This window comes from Rhizobacter sp. P2_D12, from assembly GCF_056404395.1.
In genome coordinates this window covers 1-11,031 of sequence record NZ_JBFUEB010000153.1, presented here as the reverse complement: position 1 = coordinate 11,031, position 11,031 = coordinate 1, and the positions used below count along the sequence as shown (strand labels likewise).

Genomic DNA, 11,031 nt, shown 5'->3' with positions numbered 1-11,031 from the left:
CTTCGGCATTCACCGCTTTTACCTGAAGCCTGGCGCAGACCGGATCGGCCTGCTGCACCTGTGCTGCCTGCCGGTCATGGGAATCCTGTATGGCGCGGTCAAGCCGCATCCGTTCTACATGGTGTTGCCGCTGCTGGTGTCGTACATCGCCGGCTTTGTCGAGGCGCTGGTGATCGGCCTGACGCCGGATGAGAAGTGGGACGCCCAATACAACGCGCACAGCGGGCAGCAGACGCGCTCGAACTGGGTGCTGGTGTTGCTGCTGGTGATCACCATGCTGGTGGCGACGACCGTGCTGATCGGGACGATCGCACGGTTGTCAGACGTGATGTACACGAGTGGCGCGTATGGGTGACAAAAAAGGCAGCCCGCAGGCTGCCTTTTTTGTTACGGCCAGCGCAAACTATTCCGTTAGAACTGCTCGATCTCCAGCGCCAGCACGCCCGCCGCGCCATCGACGATCGACGTGCGCAGCCCGGGTGCCTGCGACAGGATGTGATCGGCAAAGAAGCGCGCCGTGCCGATCTTGGCGCGGTAGAAGGCGGCATCGCCCTCGCCTGCATCCAGCCGCTTCTGCGCCGCCAGCGCCGCGCGCGCCATCTGCCAGCCGCCGAGCACGATGCCGGCCAGCTTCAGGTACGTGACGCTGCCGGCAAACACTGCCTTCACGTCCGTCTTGATATTGGCCACCACATACTCGACCACCTGCTCGAGCGCCGCGCTGCCTTCTTGCAGGCGTTGCGCGATGGCCGTGAAATCGGCGTTCTGCGCGTCGCCCAGCTGACGCTCGACATCGCGGATCTGCGCGATCAGCGCCTTGGCCACGGCGCCGCCATCGCGCACCGTCTTGCGGCCCACCAGGTCATTGGCCTGGATCGCGGTCGTGCCTTCGTAAATGGTCAGGATCTTGGCGTCGCGGTAGTGCTGCGCCGCGCCCGTTTCTTCGATGAAGCCCATGCCGCCGTGCACCTGCACGCCGTCGCGCGCGACCTGCTCGCTCATCTCCGTCGCCCAGCCCTTGATGACCGGGACCAGATACTCATAGATGGCCAGGTTCGCCGTGCGCGTGGCGTCGTCCGGATGGTGATGGGCCAGGTCGGACAGCGCCGCGCCGACATAGGCCAGCGCGCGCGCGGCTTCTGTCTGCGAACGCATCGACATCAGCATGCGGCGCACGTCCGGGTGGTGGATGATCGTCACCGGACCACTCGAGCCGGCCACGTCGCGCGACTGGACGCGATCCTTGGCAAAGGCCACCGCGCCCTGATACGCATGCTCGGCCAGGCCGACGCCCTGGATGCCCACGCCGAAGCGCGCTGCRTTCATCATGATGAACATGTATTCSAGGCCGCGGTTTTCYTSGCCGAYCAGCGTGCCGAYCGCCCCRCCGTKGTCGCCRAACTGCAGCACGGCGGTCGGGCTGGCCTTGATGCCCAGCTTGTGYTCGATGCTGACGCAGTGCGCATCGTTGCGCGCACCGAGCGAGCCATCGGCGTTGACGAGGAACTTGGGCACCAGGAACAGGCTGATGCCCTTCACGCCCTCCGGCGCGCCGGCCACGCGGGCCAGCACCAGGTGGACGATGTTGCCCGCCATGTCGTGCTCGCCGTAGGTGATGAAGATCTTGGTGCCGAAGATCTTGTAGGTGCCGTCGGGCTGCGGCTCGGCGCGCGTGCGCACCAGGGCCAGGTCGGAGCCGGCCTGCGGCTCGGTCAGGTTCATCGTGCCGGTCCACTCGCCGGAGATCATCTTCGGCAGGAACAGCGCCTGCTGCGCGGGCGAGCCGGCCGTCAGCAGCGCCTCGATCGCGCCGTCGGTGAGCAGCGGGCACAGCGCGAAGCTCATGTTGGCGCTGTTGAGCATCTCGATGCAGGCCGCGCCGATGGTCTTGGGCAGGTTCTGCCCGCCGAAATCCAGCGGGTGCTGCAGGCCCTGCCAGCCACCCTCGGCGAACTGGCGGAAGGCCTGCTTGAAGCCCGGCGTCGTGGTGACCTGGCCGTCCTTCCACGACGACGGGTTCCTGTCGCCCTCGGAGTTCAGCGGCGCCAGCACCTCCTGGTTGAAGCGCGCGCATTCCTCGAGCACCGCCTGCGCCGTCTCCAGCCCGGCGTCCTCGAAGCCCGGCAGTTGCGCCACGGCCTCCAGGCCGGCCAGCTCCTTCATGCAGAACAGCATGTCCTTGACGGGCGCGGTGTAGCTCATGGTTGTCTCCTTGTTCTCATCCAGGCGAAAGAAAAGCCCGTTGATTCGATCGAGCCAACGGGCTTGCAGGCACTGCTCGCGGGGCAGGCGCAGCGGGTTTACAGCGCCTTCACCAGCTCCGGCACGGCCGTGAACAGATCGGCCTCGAGCCCGTAGTCGGCCACGCTGAAGATCGGCGCCTCGGGGTCCTTGTTGATCGCGACGATCACCTTCGAATCCTTCATGCCGGCCAGGTGCTGGATCGCGCCGGAGATGCCGGCGGCGATGTACAGCTGCGGCGCGACGATCTTGCCGGTCTGGCCGACCTGCCAGTCGTTCGGCGCGTAGCCGGCGTCGACGGCGGCGCGGCTCGCGCCGAGCGCGGCGCCCAGCTTGTCGGCCAGCGGCGTCAGCACCTCGTTGAACTTGTCGCTGGAGCCGAGCGCGCGGCCGCCGGAGACGATGATCTTCGCGGCGGTCAGCTCGGGCCGGTCGTTCTTCGCGATCTCGGAGCCGACGAAGCTGCTCTTGCCGCTGTCGGCGGTGGCGGCGATGCTCTCGACGGCGGCCGAGCCACCGGTGGCGGCGGCCGGGTCGAAGCCGGTGGTGCGCACCGTCAGCACCTTGGTCTTGTCGGCGCTCTGCACGATGGCGATCGCGTTGCCGGCGTAGATCGGGCGCTCGAAAGTGTCGGGGCTGTCGACCTTGGTGACGTCGCTCACCTGCGCGACGTCGAGCTTGGCGGCGACGCGCGGCGCGATGTTCTTGCCGCTGGCGGTGGCCGGGAAGACGATGTGGCTGTAGGCCGAAGCGACGGCCAGCACCTGGGCCGCGACGTTCTCGGCCAGGCCGTGCGCGAAGTGCGCCGCGTCGGCATGCAGCACCTTGCTCACGCCGGCGATCTGTGCGGCGGCCTGCGCGGCGGCGCCGGCGTTGCTGCCGGCGACCAGCACGTGCACGTCGCCCCCGCACCGGGCGGCGGCCGTCACGGTGTTGAGGGTGGCGCCCTTGATCGAGGCGTTGTCGTGTTCAGCAATCACGAGTGCGGTCATGGTCAGATCACCTTGGCTTCGGTCTTCAGCTTGGAAACGAGCGTGGCCACGTCGGGCACCTTGATGCCGGCGCTGCGCTTGGGCGGCTCGCTCACCTTCAGGGTCTTCAGGCGCGGCGYCACGTCCACGCCCAGGTCGGACGGCTTCAGCACCTCGAGCGGCTTCTTCTTGGCCTTCATGATGTTGGGCAGCGTCACGTAGCGCGGCTCGTTCAGGCGCAGGTCGGTGGTGACGACGGCCGGCAGCGTGATCTTCAGCGTCTCGAGGCCGCCGTCGACCTCGCGCGTGACGGTGGCCGCGCCATCGGCGATCTCGACCTTGCTCGCGAAGGTGGCCTGCGGCAGGTCGGCCAGCGCGGCSAGCATCTGGCCGGTCTGGTTSSAGTCGTCGTCGATYGCCTGCTTGCCCAGGATCACCAGGCCCGGCTGCTCCTTGTCGACCAGCGCCTTCAGCAGCTTGGCCACCGCCAGCGGCTGCAGTTCTTCGGTGGTCTCGACCAGGATCGCGCGGTCGGCGCCGATGGCCATCGCGGTGCGCAGCGTCTCCTGGCATTGCGTGACGCCGAACGAGACGGCGATCACCTCGGTGACCGCGCCCTTCTCCTTCAGCCGCACGGCCTCTTCGACGGCGATCTCGTCGAACGGGTTCATGCTCATCTTGACGTTGGCGATGTCCACGCCGCTGCCATCGCTCTTGACCCGCACCTTCACGTTGTAGTCGACAACGCGTTTGACCGCGACCAGTACCTTCATGCGCACGCTCCTGATGACTCGAATAGGGTTGATCGATTCTAGTGGTCGGGTCTACCGCCCTCCGGAAAATAGAACGATCGTGCTTTTTTGATTGTCGCACAGGTTCGGGGCAAAACCGCGTCACCTGCGCGACCCGCGTTGCTAGACTGCGCCCCGCCATGCCCGAGCCGATGCATCCCGACCCTGTTCCCGTCGATGGCATTGGCGTGTTCGATTCCGGGCTGGGTGGGTTGTCGGTGCTGCGCTCGCTGCGCGCGCAGTTGCCCGATAGCGCGCTGCACTACGTGGCCGATTCGGCGCACGCGCCGTATGGCGACCGCAGCGAGGCCTACATCGTCGACCGCTCGCAGCGCATCAGCGAACACCTGGTCGCGAGCGGCGCGAAGCTGCTCGTGGTCGCGTGCAACACCGCGACGGCGGCCGCGGTCGCGAGCCTGCGGTCGCGCTGGCCGGCGCTGCCCATCGTCGGTGTCGAGCCGGGCCTCAAACCGGCGGTCGCTGCCACGCGCAATGGCCGCATCGCGGTGATGGCCACCACCAGCACCTTGCGCAGCGCGAAGTTCCAGCAGCTGCTGGCGCGCCAGGGCGATGGCGTGCACATCGTCGCCCAGCCCTGCCCCGGCCTGGTCGACCTGATCGAACGCGGCGCGCTGGATGCGCCGGAGCTGGTGCAGACGGTGCAGCGCTTGTGCCGGCCGCTGCTCGAGGCCCAGGTCGACACCGTGGTGCTGGGCTGCACGCACTACCCCTTCGTGCGCCACCTGATCGCTGCGGCGATGGGCGCGCAGGTGCAGGTCATCGACACCAGCGATGCGGTCGCGCGCCGCGCGGCACAGCTGTGGGCTGCTGCCGATGTCGAAGGCGCGCCCTCTCCCGTGGCGCGCCTGCAGACCACGGGCGACCCCGACACGCTGCGCCGGGCAGCGAACAGCTGGCTCGGCTTTGCCTGCCGCGTCGAGGCCGTGGCCGGCCTCTGACTCGCGCTACCCCCCGATGAGGTCGAACTGCTCCCACGGCCCGATCGCCGTGCGGTTGGCGATCAGCGGTGCGGCGCCCGCGCTCTCGGCCGTGACGTAGCGGTTGTTGACCAGCGCGCGCAGCGTGACGCTGCCATTGGCATTGCGGATCAGCTGGAAGGTCTCCCACAGGCCGATGGCGGTGCGGTTGGCGATCAGCTGCGACGCGCCGCCGTTCTCGGCACAGACGAGCAGGCCGTTCGCATGCGAGCGCAGCGCGACGTTGCCGCCGCCGGCGTCCAGCAGGTCGAACTGCTCCCAGCCGCCGATGGCCTGGCGGTTGGCGATCAGCGCGCCGGCACCGGCATTCTCGGCACAGACGTAGGCGGTGTTGATGCGGGCCCGCAGGCTCACGACCTTGGTCGTCGGGGGGGTGGTGCCGAGCACCGGCCGGGTCGGGCGCGTCGACGTGAGCGCGATTTCGCGCTTGAGCATGCGCCCGCCGTCCGCGGTGAGGCGCAGGTAGTAGTCGGCCGAGCACGGCGTGCCGTCCTCGTCCAGCGCGAGCATGCCCGAGTTCGACGGCAGGAAGGCCGCGGTCTCGGCGGTCTTGGCGATCTGGTTGCCTTCGTTGTACTCGTCGAACATCGAGATGTAGATGCCCTGCGCGCCCACCCGCACCATGTTGTAGAACTGGCGCCACATGAAGTCGCCGTGCGCGCGCTGGCGTGCGCCCAGGTCGCCCGGCAGCACGCAGGGCTGGTAGTCGATGCCGTGCGCGTTGCAGTCGGCCTGGTCCTGCTGGTTGGCGTTCGTGTAGAACCAGTCCGAGCCGGCCGCGTCGCCGATGCGGCCGACCATCCACGGCGAGATCATGTTGAACGCGTGGTACACGTCCAGGTAGCCGGCCCGCGAGTCGCTGGCGCCGGTGCGCCACCAGGTGGGCACACCGCCCATCACGTAGCAGCCCTGGCCCTTGAACCAGTTGATGACGTCGAGGCAGGCCGCCGCAGGCCACGGATGGTTGTTGTCGTTGAAGCCGAAGCCCCAGATGCCGACCACCGGCCGGCCGTTCTGCCGCGCATAGGCAGGCGAGGCGACCAGCGCCGCCATCTTGTTGGTCCAGTCGGCCTTGATCTCGGGCTGCATGTTGGCCCAGCCGCTGACGTCGTACATGATGTAGAACTTGCGCCCGCTCGCCTCGGCCGCGAGGCGCACCTTGGTGGCCATCGCGTCGCGCGTGGCACCTTCGCCGCCGTTCGGGTTGAAGCGCTGCAGCGCGGCGGTGTCGCAGCCGTTCTGCTGCATCCACAGGAAATGCGTGTTGACCGTGGACTGGTCGTACGACGAGAACAGCGTGGCCGGCGAGCCGTTGCCCAGGTTGCCGTAGTCGCTGCGGTAGCCGGCGGCGTACTCGCGCATGTCCGGCCAGGCGCTGATGGCCTTGTTCGACGGCGACGGCGGACGACCCCAGTCATTGGACCAGTGCCACCAGCCGCGGATCGGCGCGCCATCGCCGGCACAGGCGAACCAGCCCTGGTAGCCGACAGTGATCTTGCCGACCACGTCGCCGGCGGGGCTCGCGGCGTGGGCGGGGCCGGACAGCGCCAGGGGCAAGGTGGTGGCGGCTGCGCCGGCGGCGGCAGAACCCAGGAAGTCGCGACGGGAAAGTTTCACGGTGGCTCCGGCTCGATGATGGCCCGGATGCTAGGCAGTCGATGGCCTGCGGTCTGTGTTTGTTTGCTTCGGGTGAAACCAGAAGTGGATACGGTTCCAGTCTCGGGACCAGGACTCGGCCAGGGTCGTCGGCGGCATGCTGTGTAGCATCCGGGTCTCATGTACATCCGGAAAGAACATCGACTCACCGACCGCGAGGCCGTTCTCTCGCTGGTGGAGACCCATCCGCTGGGTGCCTGGGTGTGCCAGGGCGCGCACGGCCTGGTGGCCAACCATGTCCCGTTCTTCCTGGATCGCGGCAAAGGCCCCTCGGGAACCCTGATCGGGCATGTCTCGCGCGCCAACAAGGTGTGGCAGGACCTGGACGCGACGAAAGCCTCGATCGTGATGTTCCAGGGCCCGCAGGGCTACATCACGCCGGGCTGGTACCCGAGCAAGGCAGAAGATGGCAAGGTCGTGCCGACCTGGAACTACGCCGTGGCCCATGTCCACGGCATTGCACGGGCGATCGACGACCGGGATTGGCTGCTCGGCATGCTGGACCGGCTGACGAGCACCCACGAGGCAGGCCAGTCCGCACCGTGGCGCATCGAAGACGCCCCCGCATCCTTCATCGACAAGATGATGCGCGCCATCGTCGGGATCGAGATCCCCATCGATCGCCTCGAAGGCAAGCTCAAGGCCAGCCAGGACGAGGCCTTGCAGGACAGGCGGGGAACCGTCGCCGGCTTGCAGCAACTGCCCGGCGGCGAAGCGCAGGCGCTGGCCGCGCTGGTGAAGAAGTCCCTCGATCCCGAGGCATCGTGAGGGCCGCTCGTCAAGCAGGCCCTGCCGTCAAGCCGCGCGGATGAGCGCCCGCGCCTCTTCCATCATCTCGCGCACGATCTCGCCCGCCGGCTGCACCCGCTTGATGAACTTCACGCTGTCGGAGCCGGCCGGCAGCCCCATCTCCTCGAAGTCTCCGGTCGTTTCCGGCGTCGGCACGATGGCGCTGAACTTGGGCATGCTGTAGTTCTGCTTCAGCGTCAGCGGGAACAGCAGCGTGCTGCCGATGACCGCGGGCGGCGGCGGCGGGTTCGGCACCTGCCCTTCCCGGCCGGCCCATTCATCGACGACCCGGTTGCGCAGCACGCGGTACGGCCGCCCGGGGTACTCCGGCCCGAACAGCGTGGTCGTGACCGTGGCGTGCCCGCGGGCTTCGACGATGCGGCGCTTGTACTCCGGATGCGCATGGGCCTCGCTCGACGCGACCAGCCGCGTGCCCACCCACACGCCGTCGGCCCCGTGGGACAAGGCGTCGACCACCCCCTGCCCATCGGCGATGCCGCCCGAGGCCAGCACCATCAACGGCCGCACCGCCTGGACCACCTGCTGCAGCAGCTTCAGCGTGCGCGTGCTGCTCTTGTTGTGCCCGCCCGCTTGTGCGCCCTGGGCGATCACCGCATCCATCCCGGCGGAAGCCGCCTCGAGGGCCTGCTGCACCGAGGCCACCTGCATCCAGACCCGCGCGCCCGCCGCATGCAGCCGGTCGATCCAGGCGCGCGGCGGCACGTTCATGTGGAACACCACCAGGCGCACCCGCTCGGCGACGCAGGCGTCGATGTGCGCATCCGTCACCAGCGGCCCGAACGCCGAGTCGTCGAAGATGAAGTCCACGCCGAAGGGCTGGGCCGTCATGGCCTTGATCGACTGGATCAGCGCCTGCGTGCCCGGCGGCGGCTCGATGCCGTTGCCCAGCACGCCGATGCCGCCGGCGTTCGACACCGCCGCCACCAGCGACGGCAGCGCGACGAAGCCCATGCCGGCCCCGACGAAGGGATGGCGCACGCCGTAGCCGCGCGTGAGGCGTGTGTCCAGGCTCGGCGGGTGGTGTCCACCGAAGGCCTGCGCTGCCTCGTTCTCGGCCCGGGCCGGCCCGGCAGCCAGGGCCGATCCGCCGAGGCCGGACAACAGCAGCAGGCGCCGGCGTTTCGACGCGATGTCATCGTTCATGTGGAGGCTCCCCTTGAGAGCCGCCCATTCTGCTCAGGCTGCGCAGCGACACCATCCTCACGAATGACGACGAGCTGCACCGAGTGCCAGTGCTTCGCGTGGTGCCCGGGACGGGGATCGAACCCGTACGCCCTCTCTCGAGAAGCGGCGGATTTTAAGTCCGCTGTGTCTACCAGCTTCACCACCCGGGCGGGCTGGCGCGATTATCAATGCATGCGTCGAGGTTGAGCGCCCTCGGCCATGATCCAGGCACCTCCATTGCCGAGCCCCCCATGCCATCCTCGCCCGCCACCCGCCTCGAACACGACAGCCTCGGCGACATCGCCGTCCCCGCCGATGCGCTCTACGGCGCACAGACCCAGCGCGCCGTCGAGAACTTCCCGATCAGCGGCGGTCGCCTGCCCACCGCCTTCATCCGCGCACTGGTCCAGCTGAAACTCGCCGCCGCGCGCGCCAACGTGCGGCTCGGCAAGCTCGAGGCCGATGTCGGCGGCGCCATCGAAGCCGCCTGCCGCGAGCTGCTCGACGGCGACTTCATGCCCCACTTCCCGCTCGACGTCTTCCAGACCGGCTCGGGCACCAGCTCCAACATGAACGCCAACGAGGTGATCGCGACGCTCGCGACGCGCCGCCTCGGCCGGCCGGTCTCGGCCAACGACCACGTGAACCACGGCCAGAGCAGCAACGACGTGATCCCGAGCGCGATCCACGTCAGCGCCGCCGTGGTGCTGGCCGACCAGTTGCTGCCCGCATTGCGCCACCTGTCGGCCGTGACGCGCGACAAGGCGCTCACCGTGCACGGCCATGTGAAGACCGGCCGCACCCACCTGATGGACGCGATGCCGGTGCGCCTGAGCCAGGCGCTGGGCGGCTGGGCCGCGCAGGTCGATGCGCAGGTCGCGCGCCTCGAGGCGCTGCGCGCCGACCTGGCCCAGCTCGCGCTCGGCGGTACCGCGGTCGGCACCGGCGTCAACGCGCACCCCGACTTCGCGCGCCTGGCCTGCGAGGAACTGAGCGGCCTCACGCGCCAGGCCTTCCGCCCCGGCACCGACTACTTCGCGCTGATGGGCGCGCAGGACACCGCGGTGTCGGTCTCCGGCCAGCTGAAGAGCCTGGCCGCGAGCCTGATGAAGATCGCCAACGACCTGCGCTGGATGAACTCGGGCCCGCTCGCCGGCCTCGGCGAGATCGAGCTGCAGGCGCTGCAGCCGGGCTCGTCGATCATGCCGGGCAAGGTCAACCCGGTGATCCCGGAGGCCACGACCATGGTCGCGGCGCAGGTCATCGGCAACGACGCGGCCATCACCATCGCCGGCCAGTCCGGCAACTTCGAGCTGAACGTGATGCTGCCGCTGGTCGCGCGCAACCTGGTCGAGAGCCTGGAGCTGCTGGCCCGCGCGAGCCGCCTGCTGGCCGACAAGGCCATCGCCGGCTTCACGGTGCGCGACGATCGCCTGCGCGCCGCGCTGTCGCGCAACCCCATCCTCGTGACGGCGCTGAACCCGCTGATCGGCTATGCGCGCGCGGCCGAGATCGCGAAGCAAGCCTACCGCGAGGGACGCCCGATCATCGATGTGGCCGACGAACAAACCGAGCTCGGCCGCGCTGAACTCGAGCGCCTGCTGGACCCGGCGCGCCTGGCCGATGGGGAAGGAGAAGGCGGAGGCGGCGGCTGACCCATCGCTTGAAACAATGGCTTGCATCAAAACGGCGTGTCGTCCTACACATTGGGGATGCATGCCGGGATAAAGTCACGGACACGGGGCCGCAGTTACCTCCTCCCTCCTCCCAATGACACTGCGGCTTCTTCGGGCGGATAGTGCATGCACTGTCCGCTTTTTCTTTTATGGTGCCCCTCGTCGAAAGAGTACTTTCGCCGATCCCCCGAGGGGATGCCGGCCGGCTTGGGGCGGCCCGGCGCTCGGCCGGTGGCTTCGATGCCGACCTCAACAGCGTGCCAGCCGCTCCGGCTCGGTGTGCGCAATCTCCCGACCGACCGACACCGCGTAGGACAGGGCCGCGTTGCGCGAGATCCAGCGGTGCCCGCCGGCCAGGCAGGTGTCGCGGTAGATCTCGCACGGCGTGTTGACCGCGCCGCGGATGCGGCTCACCACCACGGCCGCCGTGAAGCCGCGGCCCCGGCCGCTGTCGGTGGCCGCCACGTAGATCCGGAAATCGCCTTCGTTGAACTGCTGATCGAACTGCATCTGTCGCTCCACGCCGGCACCTCTTGCGGCGAAGAGCAACTATCGTCCCGAGGCGCCGTTCGCGCCATCCATCCGATTGAGGCCCCCATCGGGGGGCCCGGATCACAGCGACTGCAGGATGTCCTTGCGCTTCTGCTTGTACTCGTCGTCCGTGATCAGCCCCTTGTCGCGCAACTGCTTCAGCGCGACCAGGCGGCGCTCGATCTCGTCGGCC

The 11,031-nt window shown here is 68.6% G+C and carries 11 protein-coding genes and 1 tRNA gene; 4 read left to right on the top strand and 8 right to left on the bottom strand.

Features of this window, described 5'->3' with window-relative positions:
- On the top strand, positions 1-355 hold a 355-nt coding region (locus AC1DYN_RS29635; protein ID WP_477965877.1), incomplete at its 5' end, for a TM2 domain-containing protein.
- Positions 356-411: 56 nt separating this feature from the next.
- Here AC1DYN_RS29635 and AC1DYN_RS29630 read toward each other — a convergent pair.
- The 3 genes from AC1DYN_RS29630 to AC1DYN_RS29620 all read right to left on the bottom strand — a co-directional run bounded on the left by AC1DYN_RS29630 (position 412) and on the right by AC1DYN_RS29620 (position 3,985).
- Positions 412-2,202, bottom strand: coding sequence for an acyl-CoA dehydrogenase (locus AC1DYN_RS29630; protein ID WP_477965875.1), 1,791 nt, complete (start codon positions 2,200-2,202; stop codon positions 412-414).
- 98 nt (positions 2,203-2,300) lie between these two features.
- Positions 2,301-3,233 carry an electron transfer flavoprotein subunit alpha/FixB family protein gene (locus AC1DYN_RS29625; protein WP_477965873.1) on the bottom strand — a complete coding sequence of 311 codons (933 nt, stop codon included), beginning with the start codon at positions 3,231-3,233 and terminating at the stop codon, positions 2,301-2,303.
- A gap of 2 nt (positions 3,234-3,235) precedes the next feature.
- Positions 3,236-3,985 (bottom strand): electron transfer flavoprotein subunit beta/FixA family protein, encoded by a 750-nt coding sequence (locus AC1DYN_RS29620; RefSeq protein ID WP_477965872.1) that lies wholly within the window; start codon positions 3,983-3,985, stop codon positions 3,236-3,238.
- A 158-nt stretch (positions 3,986-4,143) separates the two neighbouring features.
- Here AC1DYN_RS29620 and murI point away from each other — a divergent pair, with 158 nt between their 5' ends.
- On the top strand, positions 4,144-4,962 hold the full coding sequence (gene murI, locus AC1DYN_RS29615) for a glutamate racemase (protein ID WP_477965870.1): 819 nt from the start codon (positions 4,144-4,146) through the stop codon (positions 4,960-4,962).
- Positions 4,963-4,968: 6 nt separating this feature from the next.
- On the opposite strand, the gene AC1DYN_RS29610 is transcribed toward murI, so the two are convergent.
- A complete protein-coding gene (locus AC1DYN_RS29610) occupies positions 4,969-6,618 on the bottom strand; it encodes a DUF7910 domain-containing protein (protein ID WP_477965869.1) in 1,650 nt (549 codons plus the stop codon).
- A 159-nt stretch (positions 6,619-6,777) separates the two neighbouring features.
- On the opposite strand from AC1DYN_RS29610, the gene AC1DYN_RS29605 reads away from it, so the two are divergent.
- Positions 6,778-7,425: an FMN-binding negative transcriptional regulator gene (locus AC1DYN_RS29605; RefSeq protein WP_477965868.1), complete on the top strand. Its 648-nt coding sequence runs from the start codon at positions 6,778-6,780 to the stop codon at positions 7,423-7,425.
- Between the two features lie 27 nt (positions 7,426-7,452).
- On the opposite strand, the gene AC1DYN_RS29600 is transcribed toward AC1DYN_RS29605, so the two are convergent.
- Both AC1DYN_RS29600 and AC1DYN_RS29595 read right to left on the bottom strand, forming a co-directional pair.
- Positions 7,453-8,610: an NAD(P)H-dependent flavin oxidoreductase gene (locus AC1DYN_RS29600; protein WP_477965867.1), complete on the bottom strand. Its 1,158-nt coding sequence runs from the start codon at positions 8,608-8,610 to the stop codon at positions 7,453-7,455.
- 99 nt (positions 8,611-8,709) lie between these two features.
- Positions 8,710-8,801, bottom strand: a tRNA-Leu gene (locus tag AC1DYN_RS29595).
- 81 nt (positions 8,802-8,882) lie between these two features.
- Between AC1DYN_RS29595 and AC1DYN_RS29590 the strand changes: the two genes are divergently transcribed.
- Positions 8,883-10,286 (top strand): class II fumarate hydratase, encoded by a 1,404-nt coding sequence (locus AC1DYN_RS29590; RefSeq protein WP_477965866.1) that lies wholly within the window; start codon positions 8,883-8,885, stop codon positions 10,284-10,286.
- 270 nt (positions 10,287-10,556) lie between these two features.
- Here the strand turns inward: AC1DYN_RS29590 and AC1DYN_RS29585 are convergent, their stop codons facing one another.
- Positions 10,557-10,817: a hypothetical protein gene (locus tag AC1DYN_RS29585; protein WP_477965865.1), complete on the bottom strand. Its 261-nt coding sequence runs from the start codon at positions 10,815-10,817 to the stop codon at positions 10,557-10,559.
- A 102-nt stretch (positions 10,818-10,919) separates the two neighbouring features.
- On the bottom strand, positions 10,920-11,000 hold the full coding sequence (locus AC1DYN_RS29580; RefSeq protein WP_477965879.1) for an SHOCT domain-containing protein: 81 nt from the start codon (positions 10,998-11,000) through the stop codon (positions 10,920-10,922).
- Positions 11,001-11,031: the final 31 nt, after the last annotated feature.

Bases quoted from the DNA above. Each gene is read 5' to 3' on its own strand.
- AC1DYN_RS29605 (WP_477965868.1), top strand. From the start codon at position 6,778: ATGTACATCCGGAAAGAACATCGACTCACCGACCGCGAGGCCGTTCTC.
- AC1DYN_RS29590 (WP_477965866.1), top strand. From the start codon at position 8,883: ATGCCATCCTCGCCCGCCACCCGCCTCGAACACGACAGCCTCGGCGAC.
- AC1DYN_RS29625 (WP_477965873.1), bottom strand. From the start codon at position 3,233: ATGACCGCACTCGTGATTGCTGAACACGACAACGCCTCGATCAAGGGC.
- murI (WP_477965870.1), top strand. From the start codon at position 4,144: ATGCCCGAGCCGATGCATCCCGACCCTGTTCCCGTCGATGGCATTGGC.
- AC1DYN_RS29585 (WP_477965865.1), bottom strand. From the start codon at position 10,817: ATGCAGTTCGATCAGCAGTTCAACGAAGGCGATTTCCGGATCTACGTG.
- AC1DYN_RS29600 (WP_477965867.1), bottom strand. From the start codon at position 8,610: ATGAACGATGACATCGCGTCGAAACGCCGGCGCCTGCTGCTGTTGTCC.